This window comes from Acetobacter orientalis (genome assembly GCF_000963965.1).
Classification (GTDB): Bacteria; Pseudomonadota; Alphaproteobacteria; order Acetobacterales; family Acetobacteraceae; genus Acetobacter; species Acetobacter orientalis.
Genome location: NZ_BAMX01000055.1, coordinates 55,636 through 74,528, shown reverse-complemented (window position 1 = coordinate 74,528; position 18,893 = coordinate 55,636). Strand labels below are relative to the sequence as shown.

Here is an 18,893-nt window from a genome sequence, read left to right as displayed (position 1 = left end):
TTATTCAACCACCTTGGGTACAGCATAGAAGGGGCCAGATTTTTCTGGGGCGTTAGACAGCACCGCCGCTTGGCAGTTACCATCGGTCACCACATCATCGCGTTGGCGCAGGGCTTCCATCTCGGTGCCGACCATGGGGGGCACGCCCTCAACATCCACCTCGGACAGCTGGTTGAACCAGCCCAGAATACCATCCAGCTTCTGGCGGACGGTCTCAAGCTCGGCATCGGCAAGGCCAATGCGGGCCAGTTTTGCAATACGTCGGGTGGTCGCGAGGTCAAGCGACATGAAAGCAGACTCTCTCTTCAGACAAGTTCAGGGAAAAAAAGACCTAGCATAATCGGGCGCAAGGCAACATACCGTGCAGGCATGACACTTCTTACCCTTACAGACCTTGCCGCCACACTGCCCCGCCACGCACGGCTTTTGGGTATAGACCCAGGCCGTAAACAGGTTGGGCTGGCCCTGTCCGATGTTTCGCGCATGGTGGCAACCCCGTTTGAAACCGTTAAACGGGGCAAGCTGGGTGCTATGGTGGCGCATATCCGCGCCATAGCGCAGCAGCACGAGGTTGCGGGCATGGTGGTGGGTATTCCCCTCTCGCTTGATGGAACATTTGGCCCTGCCGCCCAAGCCGCCAAAGACTGGGCGATAGCCTTGGCAGAGCAAACCGGCCTGCCTGCGTGTTTGTGGGATGAGCGGCTGTCGTCTTCAGCGGTTAACCGTATGCTTATTCAAGAAGCAGACCTGTCACGCAAAAAGCGCGAAGGTGTCGTAGACCAACTGGCAGCGGCCTATATTTTACAAGCCGCACTCGATAGCCTGCCCGCAGCAGAATTTTAAAGCCCCAGAGTATTGCGTGGGAACCAATGCCCACCCTGCGCGGTTTAGGGGCAAAGAGTACTTGCATCTGAGCTGGTGGGGTATGTTCTCACATTTGCCACAAAGGCCCAGCATGCTGAAAGCCATATGTGCAAATAGATTTGGAGGCCTTCGATGGCGTTTATGACAATCCGCACTTTTGCTACCACTTTGCTGGGTGCTACGGCGTTTGCCCTGTCTCTGCCCGCAGCGCACGCGCAGGAACAGCAGCCAAGTGCGCTAGGCCGCGCTTGGAACGATACGCGCTCTGCCACCACCAACGCATGGGACAAGACAAAAGACGGAACGGTCAAAGCGTGGGATAAAACGAAGTCCGGCACCGAAAAAGCATGGGACAAAACAAAGTCTGGCACTGAAAAGACATGGGATAAAACCCGCGATGGTGCCGACAATGCTTGGGACAAGACCAAATCTGGGTCTGAAAAAGCATGGGACAAAACAAAGTCCGGCACAGAAAAAGCGTGGGATAAAACTAAATCTGGCACGCGCGATGCTGCCGATTCTACAAAGAACTGGACAAAGCGTGCTGGCCAAAAAGTGGGTAAATGGGGCCAAGACGCCGGTAAAGATATTCACGACACCTTTACAGGTGATAGCAGTAAATAAAGCATACCCGCTCTTACCTGCTACCGTCATAGCTATGGGGTAGCAGCACACCATAAAACCCCCTTGCACACTCAGAAGGTGCAAGGGGGTTTTTGTATGGGCAAGCCTAGAAACTGGTTTTGCCTATAGGGCGTAAGGTTGCCTGCTTTATGAAGGATATGGTGGGGATATTACGGCCGCCTGAGGGCCGCAAGCCATGTGCGGGCTTTAAGGGTTAGGGTGTTCCAGTAATCCTGAAAAGCAGTCATGGTGTTATCCTATTTTTTATTGTTATGAACACCGAGTATTCAAAAAATTTCTATTTTATAAAAATATAGTTTTGTGGCGTGGTCATGACAGAAAAAGGCAATTTTCATGACGACTCCACGGTTTATAAGTTTCATCGAAACGTCACACGACACAACGCAAAATAAGAGTAAAAGGCCCACCAAGGCAGTAAGAGTAGGATAAAGAAAATGCCCCGTTTTACCCCGGCTTCTTCAGCTTTTGCACCGCATGATAAATGGCGTGAAGCTGTAAGAGATACATGGCGCCAAACTTTATTGTATATTTGGGAAAAGCCAGACGCGCTGTGTGATGGGCACACCGTTGTAAAAGCTCAACCAGCACACGCTCCTTCTGCACCACAGTTGGTGTCTCAGCAGGCTTAAGTTTCGTTTAAGACGGTTATTTTTCTGCCTCACGCATGGCGTGAGGGCCGGGCTGTTACCTTTGCACCGGCAAGCACCAGCATTTTGTAAAATAAAAGTTATGGCCGTGCACAATGAATTCATGCACGAACTTATGCTCTTTTCGTATAAGGTTTATCCATAACAACAAAACAGAAGCTGGTCATCATGGCACACACTTCGTCTTCTCTCGCTAATCCTGCCCCGTTGGGGCTTATGGGTTTTGGTATGACTACGGTGCTGCTTAATTTGCACAATGCCGGGCTAGTGCCTATGGGGTCTGCCATTTTGGGCATGGGCCTCGTGTTTGGTGGGGCGGCGCAGGTTATTGCGGGTATTTTAGAATACCAAAAGGGCAATACCTTTGGCATGACAGCCTTTACCGCTTACGGTGCGTTCTGGATTTCTCTTGTCGCCCTTATTGCTTTGCCCCATTTTGGTGTGGGTGAGCCTTCAACTCCCGCACTTATGGGGAGCTATTTGCTCATATGGGGTCTTTTTACGCTGGTCATGTTTTTTGGCACATTGCGGGCCACAAAAGTACACCAGATCATTTTCTCCTCTCTTACTCTACTGTTTTTACTGTTGGGCTTAGGCGATTTGTTGGGTGAGCCAACTCTTACCCACCTAGCCGGGTATGAAGGCTTGTTTTGTGGCTTTTCTGCCATTTATCTGGCAGCGGCAGAAATATTAGAAGAGCAGTTTCAGTATGCAGTTTTACCTGTTGGGCCATATGCTCCGGCCTTGCAGCCTGCTTTGGCGTAAAAGAGTATAATACAAGGCAATAAAAAAGCTCACCACAGTTTGGGGTGAGCTTTTGTCGCGTTTTAAATAGTAAAAATCTCTTATAAAAATTACTAATTTTAGTTTTTAAAAATAAACTTTTTGCGGCCGGGTCTTAGCCCATCTTGGTGTGTTGGGGTAAAGCCGAGTTTTTGCAGTAATGCGCTTGAGGGCACATTGGCCGGGCGGCATTCGGCTATAATTTGCCGTTCAGAAAAATTATGCCTAAGGGCCTGTATCAGGGCTGATGTCGCTTCTTGAGCAATGCCTTGCCTTTGAAAAACAGGGTTAACCCAGTAGCCAATTTCAAGCTCTGTTGCGCCGTGCAAATGCGTACCAATAATAGCCACCAAGGTAGAGCTTGTGGTTAACCATGCCCCCCAAAACAGGTCACGGCCACTTTTTTGGTTTTCAAGCAGTTTTAAAGCCGCTGTATGGTCAAATGGTGTAGGTAAAAAATGGACACACTCAGTAATAACCCTGTGGTTTGTCATACTCTGCACAGCCTGCGCGTCTGTTACCCGTAAGGGCCTTATATGCAGGCGCTGTGTTGTAAGGGCAGGTAGGTGAGTGAGCGTGTCCATCTCAACAGTTTTCCTGGAAATTTTCTTACGGTGTTAAAAATGCTTGTACATCACGGGCAAGAGCCGCTCTGGTGTCTGGGCGTGTGTAAAGCATATGCCCGCCGGGGTAGGTATGTAGCCCAATACGGTTATGCCCTACCGGAATATGCTCCACAACCCAGCGTGTGCTGGCAAAGGGGCATACAAGGTCATAATACCCATTGGCAATAAACACGCGTAGGGTTGGGTTGAGGGCAAGCAGGCGGCGCAGGGTAGGAATTTGGTGGGCTACGGGTTCATCATTCCCTCTAAAATCCCACGCGGCATTAACCTTCATATTCAGGAGTTTGTAAGAAAGGTCTGTTTTAAAATTAAGCTCTGTAGCAGCGTAATATTCAAAATTACTTCCGTAAGCACGTCCAAAACCAGCCAGCGTGGGGTCTGGGCTGTCGCTATTGTCAATGCCTTCTGGGTAGGGGTCAGCAATAGAGAGGGTGCCGTCGTAAAGGGTGTAAAGCCGTCCATCGCGGCTGCGTACATCGTGGGCATCGGCTTGGGGGGCACCGCGTTCTTTAGAAATGACATCAAGCGGTAAGCCGGTATGGTCTGCTACTTCGGTATAGAAAGCCTTGGCGGCCTCTCCGGTAGGGGGGGTATTAACCAATGTGCTTAGGTACGGGCCAAGTGCATAATGGTAGGCCTCATCAAGTTGGTGGGCGGCGGTTTCTGGCACCAATTTATGTTGTAAGGCCAAACGCGATGCCTCAAACGACGGCAAAACAAGTGCTGTGGCCAAAGGGTTGGCTGTTGAGTCGAGCAAACTCATGTCTAATGCTGGTGAGATAAGAATAAGCCCATTCACCATAAGGTTTTGTTGTTTTGCCAGTGCATCTGCCACTTCTATAGCGCGAATGCCGCCGTAGCTTTCCCCCACCAAATAACGGGGTGATGTCAGGCGTTTGTTTGTGCTGGCCCAAAGCTGAATGGTTTTTGCAAAGGCTTTGGCATCTGGCTTTATACCGTAAAAAGTTTTTTCGGCTGTTTTTTCATCTGTTGGTACAGACCAGCCCGTGCCCGGTGCATCTATAAACACCATATCGGTTTGGGGTAGCCAGCTATCTGGGTTGGGGCCTAGTTTGGCGTTGGCGCCATCTGTTGGGTTCCCTGCGGGAAAAGAGAGTGCCGTAGGGCCAGCCGCCCCAAGGTGCAGGTAAGCCGTGCCCGCACCGGGGCCACCATTAAAAAAGAAAGACACGGGGCGGCGTGCTGGGTTTGCACCATCTTGGGTGTAAGCCACATAAAACATGCGGGCTGTGGGCTTGCCTGCGTCATCTCGCAGTGTGAGCGTACCTGTGTGGGCTGTGTAGGCCAGTTTGTGGCCGTTAAACGGTGCGCTGTGGTGGGTTATGCTATCCTCTGGCAAAAGAGCCGCAGCGCCTTGAAAAACCGGGCTAGGGGTGGTGTTGGTCTCTGGTTTGGTTGGGGGCTTTTGCTGCGCGGCAGGTTCTGCTCTGGCCCCTAGCGGGGCGGCAGAAAGGCTCAACACAACAGAAAAAGCCAACGCACCCTGCCGCATAGTACGGGTAAGTGTGGCACAAGCTGCACTATGAGAGAGTAGAGAAAAGCCCAACATGAAGTATTCCCGTCCAAAGATATAATAAATCAGACATGCTTGTGTTGCATTGCACGCGTTACGTTAGGGTTCTGGCTCTTTTTTTGACAAATTTGCATGATTAATAAAACACCGTTGCCCTAAGTTTTGAACAGGGCACAGGAAAGGATTATTAATGCGCTTCATTCAAAAAATTTCCATGGTGGGATTACCCCTCGCAACTCTTTTGCTGTCTGCTACCGTAGCACAGGCAGAACCTTGCGCCACGGCGGCTGCCTGCGCACAAGAGCAGGCGCAACAGGGGTGGGCCAATACCCGGAATGCTGTCAAGAATGATGCAGACCAATTGTCTTCTGGCCTGAAAAATGCAGGCAAAAACGCCCGCGATAAATGGGAAAACTCTGGCTCAGAAACACGCCAGAAATGGCAAGACAAGCTCACTAACGCTGAAAAAAGCGCCAAAGATAAATGGGCTAACACAGACGAAGCCACCCGTAAGCGGCTTGAGGCTGACCGTGATAGCGTAAAAAACCTTGGCAAAAACGCGCAAGAAAAATGGAACAATGCTGACGAAGCAACCCGCCAGAAATGGCAGGACAAAATAAACAGCACCAAGAAAAGCGCAGAAGAAAAATGGAATAACGCTGATGAAGCGACCCGCCAGAAGTGGCAGGATAAGCTGAACAGCACCAAAAAAAGTGCGCAAGAGAAGTGGAACAATGCTGACGAAGCCACACGCCAGAAATGGCAAAACAAAGCCCAGAACGCTGAAAAAAATCTGTCTGATAAATGGAAAAATGCCGATGAGGCTACCCGCCAAAAATGGCAGGATAAGCTGAACTCTGCCCAGAAAAAATGGACGAGCACTGGCGATAACGCCAAAAATGCCGTTAATCAGGCAACCAGCTTCCCGCATCTGTAATGTGCTGCCCGAAAGGGGCTGGGCCTTTTAGGCTTTGGCCCTTTCGGGTTTTGTAAACTGCGCCGCATAAAAAAGGCCCCTCTTACACAGAGGGGCCTTTTTTGTAGAAAGCTTAGAAGCTTTTGCGCTTGCGGGAGGAGGAGGCTGGTTTGCCACCACCGCCACCAAAACCGCCGCCGCCGCCTTTACGGGGTGGGCGCTTGCCGTCACGATCACGATCACGATCACGATCACGATCACGATCACGATCACGGCCGCCACCGCCACCAGCGGGCTTGCCGCGGTAGCCGCCACCACCGCCGCCCTGACGGGGGGCTTCAGCGGGTTCTACTTTAATTTCGTCTGGGTCTGTCGCGGCTGCACAAGACTGGAAGCGTTCGGCTTTATCTTGTGCAATTTCAACCAGTGTGTGGTCTGGCTGGATACGAATGGCCCCAATGTCCTGCTTTTTAATGCCACCCAAGCGGCACAGCATAGGCACAAGCCATTTAGGGTCTGCGCGGTCTTCGCGGCCAACAGACAGGCGGAACCAAGAGCCAGCTTCACGCGGGCCACGTTCTGCACGCTCACCGCGTTCGCCACGCTCTGGGCGGTCACCATCGCGGGTTCTTTCGCGCGTTTTTTTCACCGAGCCGGGGGAGAGCACACGTACGCTGGCTGGTGTTGGCAGGCTTTCGCGCCACATAGAAATAAGTGCTGCGGCCAACTGCTGGGCAGAGTGGCTTTCTGCCAGCTTGGCAATCAGGTCGTGTGTTTCACCCGCTTCTGGCACGTCTACATTCAGTGCGGGAGAAGCAAGCAGGCGCTCTGCATCGGCTGTGGCAATGGCTTCTGGGGTGGGGGCGCCACTCCATTCGGCTTCTACCTTGGCGGCTTCAAGCAGGCGCTCTGCCAAGCGGCGGCGGCTTTGTGGCACCAACAGCACGCATGTGCCTTTGCGGCCAGCACGGCCAGTACGGCCAGAGCGGTGCAACAGTGTTGCCGGGTTAGACGGCAGGCTTGCATGGATAACCAGCCCAAGGTCTGGAATATCAATACCGCGTGCCGCAACGTCTGTGGCAACGCACACGCGGGCTTGCCCGTGGCGCAGGCTTTCAATGGCGCGGCTACGCTCATTTTGCCCAAGGTCACCTGAAATAGCGACAGAGGAGAACCCGCGCTCGGTCAAGATAGCCTGCAACTGCCGCACTGCTTCACGCGTGTGGCAGAACACAATAGCGGTTTGCGACTCGATAAGGCGGAGCACGTTAACAATAGTGCCAGCCATATCACCTTGGTCGGTCAAGATGGCGCGGTAGCTAATGTCGCTGTGGGGGGCGCTGCCGGTCTGGGTGTCAATGCGCAAGGCATCGTTTTGGTAGCGGCGGGCAAGGGCTGCAATGTCACGCGCAATGGTGGCAGAAAACAGCAGCGTGCGGCGTGTGTCCGGCATAGCTTTGAGCAGGGTTTCCAGCTCATCTCTAAAGCCAAGATCCAGCATTTCGTCGGCTTCGTCCAGCACAACGGCACGCAGGTTAGACAGGTTTAACTGCCCACGAGACAGATGGTCGCACAGGCGGCCGGGTGTACCCACAACAATGTGGCAACCGGCAGACAGGGCACGGGCTTCTTTGCGGGGTTCCATACCGCCCACGCAAGACACAATGCGCGCGCCAGTCTGGCCGTAAAGCCATTCAAGCTCGTTACGCACTTGCAGGGCAAGCTCACGGGTAGGGGCAATAACAAGGGCCAGCGGTGCGCCGGGTAGCGGGCAGCGGCCATTGTCTTCAAGCAGGGTACTGGCCATGGCAAGACCGAAGGCAACGGTTTTACCAGAGCCCGTGCGGGCAGAAACCAGCAGGTCCCGCCCCTCGGCTTCAGGCGCTATGACAGCGGCCTGAACAGGGGTTGCGGAATCGTACCCACGAGCGGCAAGAGCGCTCGCGAGAGAGGCGGGGGCGTTTTGAAAAGGCATCAACTTTTGGTCCAGGCAACAAGAATAAGGTGGGGATAAAGGTTCCCCGTTAGAAAGGCCAGAGGTCTGGCCGGAGAACTTTTGCCCAACGTGCTTTTGACAAAGCGTGCCCTGTTACTGGAACGGGAGATAGCGGAAGTCCAGAAATATCTGACTCATACTTGTATCTGGCCCACCGCCTTGGCCCTTCCAAGCGTCTCTGCGGGAGTAGGCAAGCTGTGCTCCAGCCTCAACTGTACCGTATTTTCCTTTGAAAAAACGGTACCATGCGCCAATGGTTGCTTCCATCACGCTGCGGGTGTTTGCGGTACAGCCTAAGTCAGACAATTCAATACCACAGCCAAGGTTGGAATAGGCGGGGTTGCCGTAGCCGTAAGCACCCTCTCCATAATTAGAATAACGGCGGCCTGCGGCTTGGTAACCAAAATAGCCATACACATCTATGCGCTGGTTGGGGTGGGCAATAATACCACCCGTTGCCTGTACGGAGGGAATCGGGGCAGGCTCACCATTGGTTTTGAGTGTGGCATCTGGCAGCAGCACGGAGCCGTAGCGGCCAATACCCACGCCAGCCAACCCGGCTAAGCGCACCTCAACTTTTTGCGGTATAACGGGCAGCACCATAGAGCCACCGCCGCCGCCCGCTATGGCCGTGTTGTTGTGGCCAGCCCCAAGGCTGGAAACACGGTCATGCGGGAAGTGCAAAATACCCTCGGCCTCGTAATGGCCCCAAGACGGGTCCCACGCCACTTTGCCAATAATGTCTGGCGCAATTTCGTTAGAGAACGGGGCATCGTTCGTTAGCCCTGTGCCGTTACTGCTGATGGTCGCAATTTTACCATTAGGCAGTTGCACCGTGCCACTATTGTTAGTGAAGCCTGTGGTGTCATACAGAGTTTGAGGGTTTTCAATAGACAAGCCCAGCCATAGCCGGTGCTTAAAGAAGTCTTGCACAAACCTAAACTGGAGCTGGCGTGCCCATGTCTGGCCTGCCAGCATAGAAGATTCGATGGTTTCAGGCAGGCTTTCTTGGCGTGGAATAATGCCAATGCGGCCCGGTGTAAGCATGGTCCAGGCTTGGCCTGCTAGAAAATGAAAGTTTATGTCGCTGTTATCGTACGCCAGATACAACTGGCGCATACGAAAGGCGTAGCTGTTGCTTTCATACGCATCTGTTGTGGCGGCACCGGCCCCAAAGTCCATTTCATAAAAGCCAGAAATGGTTGAGTGTGCATCAACATTGCCGCGTGCCATAAGCGATATACGGCTGTACCGTGCGCTGCCCTCAAAGTTGTTGGTGTGGTAGCGCGACTCGTTGGGGTATGGCATGGCCTGCCAGTAGTTAAAGGTGCCAGAGGGCACGTGCCGGTTTTCCAGCACGGTTGAGGCATCTAAAAAACCACCCAAAATGAGGCTGACCGGCCCCATATGAAACACCCCGTGGTCGCCCAGTGCGCCAGCGGCCTGCGCGCCCACGGTTTCACGCGGGTGGGGGCCAACGCCGTTTTCTGCCAAGTGCGAAATAATATCTTCAGCCCGGTGGCCAATAACGGCCTCTACGTCGGGTTTGTCATCAATCCCAGAAAAAACCGGCTGTGCGTCTGGCCCGGCGGCGTGGTGGGGCGCACGGGTGTTCATGGCTGTAGCCGTGTGGCTACCGTGTGGGGGTTCGTGCTCGGCCCACTCGCTGCTATCTTCCGGTTCGGGCTGGGTATGCGCCGTGCCTGCGTGGTGCAGGCTGCCGCCCTTACCGTTATGGGCTAAGGCCGCACGGTGGGCTGCAATTTGTTTTTGCATGCCAACCAGCGTTTTTTGCAATTCCATCTGCTGGGCCTGAATGCGGGCCATCTGTTTTTCCAGCATGTCCAAAGACGCGCTATCATCTGCTGCTGCGTGAGCCATGCTGCTTAGGGCATAAGGCAAGCTGGCAGTTGTCAGAACAGTTCCGACAAACAGGGCTGCGCGCACGCGGCGCAAAGTCGAACCAGACATGGAACGAAAAAAAAGCATGGTTTTTTAGATAATCCGGGCAGGAGTGATTTATTTAATCACAAACCATTTCTTGCCCCTGTGCGTAAAGAGCACATTATTTAAAAAATAATTTCATGAAAGTGTGTGTGTGCACTATGAACAGTCAAGAAATCATTCACACAAAGGAACTTAACTGTGGCAAAAATGATCCATTCCATGCTCCGTGTGCTGGATGAGGCACGTTCTGTCGCATTTTACCAAATTGCTTTGGGGTTAAAGCCGGTTGATAAAGTGGTGTTTGACAGTTTCACCCTTATTTATCTGGCCAATGCAGAGCAGACCTTTGAGCTGGAACTGACCATTAACCACGGCCGCACAGAGCCTTACGACCTAGGCAATGGCTACGGCCACCTTGCTGTTTCTGTAGAAGATGCAGCAGCAGAACATGCCCGCCTGCACAAAGAGGGGCTCACACTTACCCCCGTTAAAACCCTGGAAAATAATGGCCGCGTTATTGGCACATTTTTCTTCCTGACCGACCCCGATGGTTATAAAATTGAGGTGCTTCAGCGCGGCGCGCCGGGGCGTTTCGTCTAAAACCTGTTTTTGCTCATGCTGGCCGCCTGCCTTCACATGGCGTTAGCGGCCACTTTACCGTATAAGACGCACGATGTTGACCTCCTTTCACAAGATGCATGGCCTCGGGAATGACTTTGTTATTCTTGATGAGCGCACCACCCACCTTGCCCTCACGCCTGTGCGCATTGCCGCACTCGCGCACCGAAAACGTGGCATAGGGTGCGACCAGCTTGTGACCCTGCGCCCCGCCTGCGCAGAAGGGGCCGATGTGTTCGTGCGTTTTTTCAACCCAGATGGGTCAGAGGCAGGGGCTTGCGGTAATGCCTCACGCTGCGTGGCAGACCTTGTGTTCCGCCAGACTGGCAACCGTGCCCCCGTGCTGCAAACCCGTGCAGGCGTATTACCCGCCAGTATTGCACCAGATGGGCTGGTCACGGTGGATATGGGGCAACCGCGCCTAAGCTGGCAAGATGTGCCCTTGGCACAGGCGCACGATACGCTCAGTCTACCCTTGCCCGGTGCACCTGCCGCAGCCTCTATGGGTAACCCCCATGCTACCTTTTTTGTGTCTGATTTCTCTGGGCTAGAGCAAGGTTACGCTCTTGAGCACAACCCTATTTTTCCTGAGCGGGCCAATATTGGTTTTGCAAAAATTGAAGGCCCAAACCGCATGCGCCTTAAAGTGCATGAGCGTGGGGCCGGGGTAACAGAAGCCTGCGGCTCTGGCGCGTGTGCTGCTGTGGTTAATGCTGTGCGCCGTGGCCTTGTTGAGCGCGTGTGTGAGGTTGAGCTTGATGGGGGGCTGTTGCGGATTGAATGGAGCGCACAAACCAACCATGTGCTCATGACCGGCCCTGCAACGCTGTCTTTTGAAGGGACAGTCGTTCTGGCTGATTACCCCGCATGACCAAGCCAGAAATTCTAACCTTTGGCTGCCGCCTGAACACATGGGAAAGCGAGGTTATGCGCGAGCATGCTGCCGCCCTCGATGATGTGATTATTGTCAACACCTGCGCGGTAACTGGTGAGGCTGAGCGCCAAGCCCGCCAAGCCATACGTCGCGCCCACCGCGACAAGCCCGGCGCACGCATTGTGGTAACAGGCTGCGCGGCCCAAATAGACCCAGACCGCTGGGCCGCACTGCCGGGTGTGACCCGTGTTTTGGGGAATGAAGAAAAACTTAAAGCCGAAAGCTGGTCTGCCAGCGCCATGCACGAAGCGCGCGCTGTGTCAGACATTATGGTGGCTAAAGAAACGGCTGCCCACTTGGTAACAGAATTTGCAGGCCGTACCCGTGCGTTTGTGCAGGTGCAGCAGGGGTGCGACCACCGCTGCACATTTTGCATTATTCCCTTTGGGCGCGGGCCATCACGCTCTGCCCCCGTTGGGGTGGTGGTGGAGCAAGTGCGGGCCTTGGTCGAATCGGGTTACCGCGAGGTTGTGCTCACAGGCGTTGATATGACCTCTTGGGGCGGAGACCTGCCCGGTACCCCAAGCCTTGGGCAGTTGTGCCGCCGTGTGCTGGCTCTGGTGCCCCAGTTGGAGCGGCTCCGCCTGTCGTCTGTAGACCCGGTGGAAATTGATGAGGACATCTGGCGGCTACTAGAGCACGAGCCACGCTTTATGCCTTACCTGCATCTTTCTTTGCAGGCGGGGTCAGACCTTATTCTCAAACGCATGAAGCGCCGCCATTTGGCGCAAGATGCGGCCAGCGTTATTGCCCGCGCCCGCGCCTTACGGCCCGGTTTGGGTATTGGGGCAGATGTTATTGCGGGTTTCCCGACTGAAGATGACGCCTTGTTTGAAGAAACCCGCGCGTTTCTGGCCGAGCAAGGCATTCCGTACCTACATGTCTTTCCGTATAGCGAGCGGCCGGGCACGCCTGCGGCCCGTATGCGCGCTGTGCCCGTGCCAGAGCGCAAGGCCCGTGCGGCCACCTTGCGCGCTGTAGGGGCAGCAAGTGCGCAAAACTATTACCAAACGTTGCTAGGCCAGAATTTGCGCGTGCTGATGGAAACCCCTACATCCGGCCATAGTGAGCAGTTTGCGCCGGTGCGTTTGGCACAAGGCGAAGCAGAAATTGGCGAGATTATCAGCCTGCGGGCCATAGCGGTGGACGAGACCGGCCTGCTGGCAGAAAGGGTTTGAGATGGCGCTAGGTTTTTTTTCACGCCTTAAACAGGGGCTGTCGCGTTCTACCCAAAAATTGGGCGGAGGGCTAAGCTCGGTTTTTACAAAGCGCAAACTCGATGACGAGGCGCTGGAAGAACTCGAAGACCTGCTGATAACCGCAGACCTAGGCCCCAACGTGGCAGAGCGGGTTATCGAGTCTTTCCGCTCTTCCCGCTTTGGTACAGAGGTGACGGACGAAGAAATTCGTGATGCGCTGGCAAACGAAATTGCCACCATTCTTGACCCCGTAGCCATACCGTTTGAGCCAAACCCAGAGCACAAACCGCATGTTGTGCTGGTTGTTGGGGTTAATGGTACGGGTAAAACCACCACCATTGGCAAAATGGCCCGCTCTTTTAGCGAGCAGGGCAAAAAGGTCATGATGGTGGCAGGTGACACCTTCCGCGCTGCGGCTGTTGAGCAGTTGCAGGTGTGGGGGGAGCGTACACATTGCCCCGTTATTGCTGGCCCCCCCAACTGCGATGCCGCCGGTTTGGCGTTTGAAGGTCTTAAACGCGGCAAAGCGGAAGGGGCAGACCTTCTGTTTATCGACACTGCTGGCCGCCTGCACAATAAAAGCGCCCTTATGGAGGAGCTGGCCAAGGTCATTCGCGTTATGCGCAAGTTTGACGAAACCGCACCCCATACGGTTTTGCTGGTGCTTGATGCCACAACCGGCCAAAATGCCATGGAGCAGGTGCGTGTCTTCCGCGAATTGGTGAATGTTACCGGTTTGGTGGTGACAAAACTTGATGGCTCGGCCCGAGGCGGCATTGTTGTGGCCTTGGCAGACAGTTTTGGCCTGCCCGTACACGCCGTTGGCGTGGGCGAACAGGCAGAAGACCTACGCCCCTTTAAGGCGGTCGATTTTGCCCGTGGTTTGGTTGGCTTGCCCGAAACAGCCGAAAAAGAGTGACCAAAAAGTCGTTTTTTTTGAAGAAGTGACCAATTTTCCCGCGCGTGCCGGTGATGCTTCCTTGACAGCGAATAGCTGCCCCGTTAGCAAGCGCCTGCACCCTTCTGGAGGTGCGAAGTATGGGCGAAGAAAGTAACGAGTCTTTCGACCGACGTTTGGAAGCAGCAGAACGCCGCTCCGGGCTGAAAGTTGAAGACCCAAAAGCTGATGCTCCAAGCGAGGCCGAACAGTCCTTGCCAGCATTGGCCCTACGAGCCGGAACGGAAATGATCTCCGCTCTTGTCGTAGGCGTTGCAATTGGTTGGGGGCTGGACCATTGGTTCCATACCCGGGCTATCTTCCTTATTCTCTTCGCGCTGCTTGGGGGTAGTGCAGGAGTGCTCAATGTCTGGCGGTTGGTTCAACCTCCAAAGGGCTAAAAAACAGCAAGGCACCAGCACCGGAAGCAGGCGCTGGAACAGTAAGGGTTAGGAGAACGGTTTTGGCGGGCGGTTCCAGTATCGATGTACTTGGTCAGTTCGAGCTTCATCCCGTTCTTGGCGGGCTTGGTGACGCACTGCGCTTCAGTCAGTCTCCACTTTACATGATCGTGGCAGTGTGCCTCGTTCTTGCTTTCCTGTATTTTGGTATGCGCCCTGCTGCTGTGGTTCCGGGCCGTTTTCAGGCCGCCGCAGAGGTGTGCTACGAATTTATCAGAAACATGGCGGTCGATACTATCGGGCCAGAAGGCGCAGCCTTCTTCCCGTTCATCTTCACGCTGTTTTTCTTCATTCTGGCCGGTAACTATCTTGGCCTGCTACCGTTCTCTTTCACCTTCACCAGCCACATTGCGGTAACGCTTGCGCTGGCTGTTATGGTGTTTTTGCTAACGGTTATCGTTTCTCTGAAAGTTCAGGGTTTCCGTTTCTTCGCGCACTTTATGCCTGCTGGTGCCAGCATGGCTCTTGCGCCGCTGCTGATCCCGATTGAAATCCTGTCCTTTCTCTCTCGCCCCGTGAGCCTGTCTATCCGACTATTTGCTAATATGGTCGCTGGGCACGTCATGTTTGAAATTTTCGCAAGCTTTGTCATCATGCTCGCCGGTTTTGGCGTGGTGGGTGATGTGTTTGCGATCGGGCCTATCGTCATTAATATGGCGCTGGTGGCTCTTGAGTTGCTTGTTGGTGTGCTGCAGGCCTATGTGTTTGCCATCCTGACGTGCATCTACCTGCGGGAGGCCGTGGCTCACTGAGCTGCTTTGCCCGTTTCGTTTGAACTGTACTTTAAACAAGGAAGTGACTGATATGGACATCGCTGCAGCCCGGGAAATCGGTGCAGGTATCGCCGTGATCGCCCTTGCCGGCGTTGGTATCGGCCTCGGCAACATCTTTTCAACGCTGGTGAGCAGCATTGCTCGTAACCCAGCTTCTCGCCCCCACGTTTTCGGTCTGGGCATGCTGGGCTTTGCGCTGACAGAAGCTATCGCTCTGTTCGCTCTGCTGATCGCGTTCCTGATCCTCTTCGTCTAAGAAACGTTCGGGAATAAAGGGGAGAAGTTCCTGTGGGTGTCATGATGAAGACTACTCGTGCCGGTGTGCTCGCTGTGGTATCCGGCGTGTCTTTACTGGCCATGACGGCACCTGGTGCCTATGCCGCAGGGATGCCTCAGCTTGATTTTCACAACCCTCTAGTTACCGGTCAGGTAATCTGGGGGGGTGTGATTTTCTTGGGTTTTTACCTGGTGCTCAGCCGGGTCATGCTGCCACGTGTTGGCCGCGTGCTAGAAGACCGTAGCAACCGCATTTCGAACGACCTCGAAGTTGCGCGCGCTGCCAAGCATGATGCAGATAACGCCGTGGCAGAACTCCAGCAGGCTCGTAAAGAGGCTCTGGCTGAAGCTCAGGCAAATCTCAAGCAGGCGCTGGACGAAGAACAGCGTATTGCTGAGCAAAAATTAGAAGAAATTAATGCACGTCTCGGCACAGAACTTGCTGATGCTGAAAAACGTGTCGCTGCTGAAAAGCTCCGGGCTTTTGCTGCGCTTAAAGATATTGCAGCAGAAACAACCCAGTCGCTCGTCAGCCGCCTGACCGGCACCCCGGCTGATGCAGCTTTGGTGGCCAAAAAGGTTGAAGGTGCTACGGCACAGCGGACTGTTTAACAGGCCTCGAGAGGAATTATCATCATGAATGGCATTTTTCACGAAGCAGGTTTTTGGGTCGCTGTCTCCTTCGTCCTGTTCTTTGTATTCTTCGGTCGTAAGCTCTGGGCACCCATCACCACGATTCTGGACAGCCGCGCTGCCCGTATCCGTGAAGAACTTGATGAAGCTGCCCGTTTGCGCCGCGAAGCTGAGCAGATGCTAGAAGACGCCACGCGTGAGCGTGAGCAGGCTCTGGCTGAAGCAAAATCTGTTATTGAGCAGTCTCGCCAGCATGCTGCTGCTGCCGCTGAAAAAGCCCGCGCAGAAGCAGAAGACATGGTAAAACGCCACGAGCAAATGGCCCGTGACCGCATTGCCGCTGTTGAGCGTGCCGCTGTAAAAGAAGTACGCCAAGCAGCTATTGATGTCGCTGTTGAAGCAAGCCGTGGCGTTATTGCAGACTCTCTTTCTGCACAAAGTGCCACGTCTTTGATTGATGGCGCTATTGCTGGTTTGCCTGCTGCTCTGGCCCGCCGCGCGGCCTGAGCCAGCACCGGTTGATAGACCCGGCTTGACCGCCCAAACCTCCCTCGGGGGTGACCAACCCCCGGTTTTGAGCATTGTTATCGCTGTTCTTAACGAACGCGATAATTTGCCGTTTGTATGCCAAGAGCTGGCCGAAGCCTGCCAGTCTCTCCCCCCTACAGAAATTATCTTTGTAGATGACGGTAGCCAGGATAATACCGTAGCTGTGCTGCAACAGCAGCGTGCTACCTGCCTGCCAAACCTTCGTGTGCTTTCTCATGACCGGTGTTGTGGTAAGTCTGCTGCGTTGCGCACCGGTATTACCGCCGCCAAAGCAGAATGGGTTGCCACCATGGACGGAGATGGGCAGGACGACCCGCGCGAGTTGGGCACCCTGCTTGCTTTGGCCCGCTCTGCTAATGGTACGCCGCCTTTAGTGGTGGGGGTTAGAAAACGCCGTCAAGATGGGTGGTCGCGCCGGTTTGCAACCCGCTTTGCAAATGGCTTACGCCGTCGTCTCTTGCGGGACGACTGCCCAGATACGGGTGCCCCGGTTAAACTGTTCCAGCGTGATGCCTTTTTGCGCCTGCCGCAATTTGAAGGGCTACACCGCTTTTTGCCCGCATTGCTTAACTCTTATGGTGTACCGTTAGTGTGTCACACTGTTAGGCACCGGCCACGGCTGCATGGGCATTCTAAATATACCAATCTCAACCGGGCCATTGTTGGCGTGCGCGATATGCTGGGCGTTATATGGCTCCGTAACCGCACCCGCTTGCCTAAATCGGTTAAGGAATGTTGACGCACTGGCTTAGCGGGCAACGCCTGTCTGGCCGGGCGCTTGCGTTGCTGGGGCTTTTTGCATTTCTGCTGTTTTTACCCGGTCGGGCCTCTATCCCCCCTTTCGACCGAGACGAACCCCGCTACATGGAAGCCACAGCCCAGATGCTGGAAAGTGGCAACTTTGTTGATGTACGCTTTCAAGACAAACCCCGCTATTTGCAGCCAGCAGGTATTTACTGGCTAGAAGCAGCAGCCGTTGCGGCCACGGGTACGCTTAAAGAGCGTGCTGTTTGGGCGTATCGTATTCCGTCTTTGCTCGCCATGTCGGTGTCGGTTGTGCTTACGGCATGGATTGGCTCTGCTTTGTTTGGGGCTACAGCCGGGCTTATGGCCGGTGTTATGCTCATGGTCTCGGTACTGGTTACGGCTGAAAGCCGTATGGGCACCATCGATTCGACCCTGCTTCTTACTGTGTTGCTGGCACAGGTTGCGTTGGTACGGGCTTTGCTAGACCGTGAAAACGGGCGGCCTACCCCTTGGCAGGCCGCGGTGTTGTTCTGGGTGGCTATCGGGTGCGGGCTTATGCTTAAAGGCCCGGTTATTCTTATACCTTCTCTTGGTACACCACTCGCCCTTGCACTGGTTGAGCGTAACCTCAGCCTTTGGCGTAGGCTTAGGCCCGCATGGGGCTGGTGCATTGCATTAGCCCTTATGCTGCCGTGGTGTGTAGCCATTGGGGTTGTGAGCCACGGTGCATTTTTTACCAATGCTGTAGGCACCAATTTTTTGGGCAAGGTGGCCTCGGGCCAGCAGGCGCATGGCCTGCCACCGGGTTACCATGTGCTGGTATTTTTGCTGGCATTCTGGCCGGGGTCTTTTTTTGTGGCAGCGGCCGTGCCCGCTATCTGGCAAAACCGCAGGGCGCAAACGGTCAAATATTTACTGTGCTGGATTATTCCGCACTGGGTGGTGTTTGAGCTTATTGCCACCAAACTGCCGCACTATGTTTTACCTACTTACCCGGCCATTGCTGTGCTGAGTGCTGGTATGCTGGCACGCGGTGCTGCCCAATGGCAGGCATGGCCTAAAGCACTTTGGGCGCGTGGGTTGCTTTGTTTTTATGGCGTCGCTTGGGCCTTAGTAGGGGTTGCCCTTGCCGCTGCTGGGCCTGTGCTGTTGTGGCAGCTTGAGCATGTTGTGTCTTTGCCCGCATTGGTTTTAGCAGGCGGCTGCTTACCCTTGGTGGGCTTGGCCGCTGTGCAAATTTACCGTGCAGAATTACGCCGGGCTTTTGTAACCAGTGCTACCTGTGCCGCCTTGCTTTATGTTGGGTTATTTACGGTTGTTGTGCCCCGCTTGCAGAGCATTTGGCTGGCCCCACGTTTGGCGGGCTTGGTGCAAACACATTTACCCTGCGGTGCACAAACGCAAGTGGCGTCAGTATCATTTTCTGAGCCAAGCTTGGTCTTTTTGCTGGGTGGTAAAGTACACCTTGTAGGGGTAGAGCAAGCTGCAAGCATGATGCTTGCCAACCGTACCTGCACGCTGGCGTTAGTTGATGAAAAAAAGCGTGCAGCCTTTATGGCGGCACTCGGTGGTGCACAGGCGCTGTCTTACGGCATGGTCTCTGGGCTTAATTATTCTAACGGGCACCACTTGGCTATCAGCCTTTATGGTTTGGCCCCGCAAGAGCCAACAGAACCCCCCAAACCATAAAAGCCTTTGCACGTTAGGGTGCATGCGGCACAGCTTGGCTCTGGCTCTGGCTCTGGCTCTGGCTCTGGCTCTGGCGTTGGCTTTGTGTGGCACGTGTGGTTTAGGCATAAGGTTTCCTG

General features: G+C 54.4%; 21 protein-coding genes. 16 read left to right on the top strand and 5 right to left on the bottom strand.

All coding sequences use genetic code 11. The annotated features are described in order from the left end of the window. The gene (gene gatC / locus Abor_RS12825; RefSeq protein WP_048842283.1) at positions 1 to 288 is read right to left on the bottom strand and encodes an Asp-tRNA(Asn)/Glu-tRNA(Gln) amidotransferase subunit GatC; all 288 of its coding nucleotides are present in this window, start codon (positions 286 to 288) and stop codon (positions 1 to 3) included. Positions 289 to 369: 81 nt separating this feature from the next. On the opposite strand from gatC, the gene ruvX reads away from it, so the two are divergent. The 4 genes from ruvX to Abor_RS12805 all read left to right on the top strand — a co-directional run bounded on the left by ruvX (position 370) and on the right by Abor_RS12805 (position 2,921). Then, on the top strand, positions 370 to 843 hold the full coding sequence (gene ruvX, locus Abor_RS12820; protein ID WP_048842282.1) for a Holliday junction resolvase RuvX: 474 nt from the start codon (positions 370 to 372) through the stop codon (positions 841 to 843). A gap of 153 nt (positions 844 to 996) precedes the next feature. After that, complete coding sequence (locus tag Abor_RS12815) at positions 997 to 1,488, top strand: Synuclein family protein (RefSeq protein ID WP_048842281.1); 492 nt, start codon at positions 997 to 999, stop codon at positions 1,486 to 1,488. A gap of 455 nt (positions 1,489 to 1,943) precedes the next feature. Next, a complete protein-coding gene (locus Abor_RS12810) occupies positions 1,944 to 2,138 on the top strand; it encodes a hypothetical protein (RefSeq protein ID WP_048842280.1) in 195 nt (64 codons plus the stop codon). Between the two features lie 186 nt (positions 2,139 to 2,324). After that, a complete protein-coding gene (locus Abor_RS12805; protein WP_048842279.1) occupies positions 2,325 to 2,921 on the top strand; it encodes an acetate uptake transporter in 597 nt (198 codons plus the stop codon). A gap of 98 nt (positions 2,922 to 3,019) precedes the next feature. Here the strand turns inward: Abor_RS12805 and Abor_RS12800 are convergent, their stop codons facing one another. After that, positions 3,020 to 3,523 carry a GNAT family N-acetyltransferase gene (locus Abor_RS12800; RefSeq protein WP_048842278.1) on the bottom strand — a complete coding sequence of 168 codons (504 nt, stop codon included), beginning with the start codon at positions 3,521 to 3,523 and terminating at the stop codon, positions 3,020 to 3,022. A 25-nt stretch (positions 3,524 to 3,548) separates the two neighbouring features. Next, a complete protein-coding gene (locus Abor_RS12795; RefSeq protein ID WP_084594539.1) occupies positions 3,549 to 5,135 on the bottom strand; it encodes a S10 family peptidase in 1,587 nt (528 codons plus the stop codon). A gap of 154 nt (positions 5,136 to 5,289) precedes the next feature. Between Abor_RS12795 and Abor_RS12790 the strand changes: the two genes are divergently transcribed. Next, a complete protein-coding gene (locus tag Abor_RS12790) occupies positions 5,290 to 6,036 on the top strand; it encodes a hypothetical protein (protein WP_048842277.1) in 747 nt (248 codons plus the stop codon). Positions 6,037 to 6,148: 112 nt separating this feature from the next. Here Abor_RS12790 and Abor_RS12785 read toward each other — a convergent pair whose 3' ends face one another. Both Abor_RS12785 and Abor_RS12780 read right to left on the bottom strand, forming a co-directional pair. After that, on the bottom strand, positions 6,149 to 7,990 hold the full coding sequence (locus Abor_RS12785) for a DEAD/DEAH box helicase (protein WP_048842276.1): 1,842 nt from the start codon (positions 7,988 to 7,990) through the stop codon (positions 6,149 to 6,151). 114 nt (positions 7,991 to 8,104) lie between these two features. Further along, a complete protein-coding gene (locus Abor_RS12780; RefSeq protein WP_048842275.1) occupies positions 8,105 to 10,000 on the bottom strand; it encodes a hypothetical protein in 1,896 nt (631 codons plus the stop codon). A 156-nt stretch (positions 10,001 to 10,156) separates the two neighbouring features. Here Abor_RS12780 and Abor_RS12775 point away from each other — a divergent pair, with 156 nt between their 5' ends. The 11 genes from Abor_RS12775 (at position 10,157) to Abor_RS12725 (ending at position 18,774) form a co-directional block, all read left to right on the top strand. Further along, positions 10,157 to 10,558 (top strand): VOC family protein, encoded by a 402-nt coding sequence (locus Abor_RS12775; protein ID WP_048842274.1) that lies wholly within the window; start codon positions 10,157 to 10,159, stop codon positions 10,556 to 10,558. A 73-nt stretch (positions 10,559 to 10,631) separates the two neighbouring features. Beyond that, positions 10,632 to 11,447: a diaminopimelate epimerase gene (gene dapF, locus Abor_RS12770; RefSeq protein ID WP_048842273.1), complete on the top strand. Its 816-nt coding sequence runs from the start codon at positions 10,632 to 10,634 to the stop codon at positions 11,445 to 11,447. Beyond that, positions 11,444 to 12,688 (top strand): tRNA (N(6)-L-threonylcarbamoyladenosine(37)-C(2))-methylthiotransferase MtaB, encoded by a 1,245-nt coding sequence (mtaB, locus tag Abor_RS12765; protein ID WP_048842272.1) that lies wholly within the window; start codon positions 11,444 to 11,446, stop codon positions 12,686 to 12,688. Before dapF ends, mtaB begins: the two co-directional genes overlap by 4 nt. A 1-nt stretch (position 12,689) precedes the next feature. After that, entirely contained in the window at positions 12,690 to 13,628 is a 939-nt protein-coding gene (gene ftsY, locus Abor_RS12760; RefSeq protein WP_048842271.1) for a signal recognition particle-docking protein FtsY, read from the top strand. Between the two features lie 119 nt (positions 13,629 to 13,747). Then, positions 13,748 to 14,047, top strand: coding sequence for an AtpZ/AtpI family protein (locus tag Abor_RS12755; RefSeq protein ID WP_048842270.1), 300 nt, complete (start codon positions 13,748 to 13,750; stop codon positions 14,045 to 14,047). A 62-nt stretch (positions 14,048 to 14,109) separates the two neighbouring features. Beyond that, the gene (locus Abor_RS12750) at positions 14,110 to 14,859 is read left to right on the top strand and encodes a F0F1 ATP synthase subunit A (RefSeq protein ID WP_048842269.1); all 750 of its coding nucleotides are present in this window, start codon (positions 14,110 to 14,112) and stop codon (positions 14,857 to 14,859) included. Positions 14,860 to 14,911: 52 nt separating this feature from the next. Next, entirely contained in the window at positions 14,912 to 15,136 is a 225-nt protein-coding gene (locus tag Abor_RS12745) for an ATP synthase subunit C family protein (protein WP_003624142.1), read from the top strand. A 41-nt stretch (positions 15,137 to 15,177) separates the two neighbouring features. Further along, positions 15,178 to 15,768, top strand: coding sequence for a F0F1 ATP synthase subunit B family protein (locus Abor_RS12740; RefSeq protein WP_048842268.1), 591 nt, complete (start codon positions 15,178 to 15,180; stop codon positions 15,766 to 15,768). Positions 15,769 to 15,786: 18 nt separating this feature from the next. Beyond that, positions 15,787 to 16,296 carry a F0F1 ATP synthase subunit B gene (gene atpF, locus Abor_RS12735; protein ID WP_256940315.1) on the top strand — a complete coding sequence of 170 codons (510 nt, stop codon included), beginning with the start codon at positions 15,787 to 15,789 and terminating at the stop codon, positions 16,294 to 16,296. Continuing rightward, positions 16,244 to 17,077 carry a glycosyltransferase family 2 protein gene (locus Abor_RS12730; protein WP_371861274.1) on the top strand — a complete coding sequence of 278 codons (834 nt, stop codon included), beginning with the start codon at positions 16,244 to 16,246 and terminating at the stop codon, positions 17,075 to 17,077. The genes atpF and Abor_RS12730 overlap by 53 nt, the downstream gene beginning before the upstream one ends. Continuing rightward, complete coding sequence (locus tag Abor_RS12725; RefSeq protein ID WP_048842267.1) at positions 17,071 to 18,774, top strand: ArnT family glycosyltransferase; 1,704 nt, start codon at positions 17,071 to 17,073, stop codon at positions 18,772 to 18,774. The genes Abor_RS12730 and Abor_RS12725 overlap by 7 nt, the downstream gene beginning before the upstream one ends. Positions 18,775 to 18,893 lie beyond the last annotated feature (119 nt).

What these genes read in the sequence shown, in the direction of transcription:
- ruvX (WP_048842282.1), top strand. Translation starts at nt 370, where the DNA reads ATGACACTTCTTACCCTTACAGACCTTGCCGCCACACTGCCCCGCCAC.
- Abor_RS12755 (WP_048842270.1), top strand. Translation starts at nt 13,748, where the DNA reads ATGGGCGAAGAAAGTAACGAGTCTTTCGACCGACGTTTGGAAGCAGCA.
- Abor_RS12800 (WP_048842278.1), bottom strand. Translation starts at nt 3,523, where the DNA reads ATGGACACGCTCACTCACCTACCTGCCCTTACAACACAGCGCCTGCAT.
- Abor_RS12740 (WP_048842268.1), top strand. Translation starts at nt 15,178, where the DNA reads ATGATGAAGACTACTCGTGCCGGTGTGCTCGCTGTGGTATCCGGCGTG.
- Abor_RS12745 (WP_003624142.1), top strand. Translation starts at nt 14,912, where the DNA reads ATGGACATCGCTGCAGCCCGGGAAATCGGTGCAGGTATCGCCGTGATC.
- ftsY (WP_048842271.1), top strand. Translation starts at nt 12,690, where the DNA reads ATGGCGCTAGGTTTTTTTTCACGCCTTAAACAGGGGCTGTCGCGTTCT.
- Abor_RS12785 (WP_048842276.1), bottom strand. Translation starts at nt 7,990, where the DNA reads ATGCCTTTTCAAAACGCCCCCGCCTCTCTCGCGAGCGCTCTTGCCGCT.
- gatC (WP_048842283.1), bottom strand. Translation starts at nt 288, where the DNA reads ATGTCGCTTGACCTCGCGACCACCCGACGTATTGCAAAACTGGCCCGC.
- Abor_RS12790 (WP_048842277.1), top strand. Translation starts at nt 5,290, where the DNA reads ATGCGCTTCATTCAAAAAATTTCCATGGTGGGATTACCCCTCGCAACT.
- Abor_RS12805 (WP_048842279.1), top strand. Translation starts at nt 2,325, where the DNA reads ATGGCACACACTTCGTCTTCTCTCGCTAATCCTGCCCCGTTGGGGCTT.
- Abor_RS12795 (WP_084594539.1), bottom strand. Translation starts at nt 5,135, where the DNA reads ATGTTGGGCTTTTCTCTACTCTCTCATAGTGCAGCTTGTGCCACACTT.
- dapF (WP_048842273.1), top strand. Translation starts at nt 10,632, where the DNA reads ATGTTGACCTCCTTTCACAAGATGCATGGCCTCGGGAATGACTTTGTT.
- Abor_RS12780 (WP_048842275.1), bottom strand. Translation starts at nt 10,000, where the DNA reads ATGCTTTTTTTTCGTTCCATGTCTGGTTCGACTTTGCGCCGCGTGCGC.
- mtaB (WP_048842272.1), top strand. Translation starts at nt 11,444, where the DNA reads ATGACCAAGCCAGAAATTCTAACCTTTGGCTGCCGCCTGAACACATGG.
- Abor_RS12810 (WP_048842280.1), top strand. Translation starts at nt 1,944, where the DNA reads ATGCCCCGTTTTACCCCGGCTTCTTCAGCTTTTGCACCGCATGATAAA.
- Abor_RS12815 (WP_048842281.1), top strand. Translation starts at nt 997, where the DNA reads ATGGCGTTTATGACAATCCGCACTTTTGCTACCACTTTGCTGGGTGCT.
- Abor_RS12725 (WP_048842267.1), top strand. Translation starts at nt 17,071, where the DNA reads ATGTTGACGCACTGGCTTAGCGGGCAACGCCTGTCTGGCCGGGCGCTT.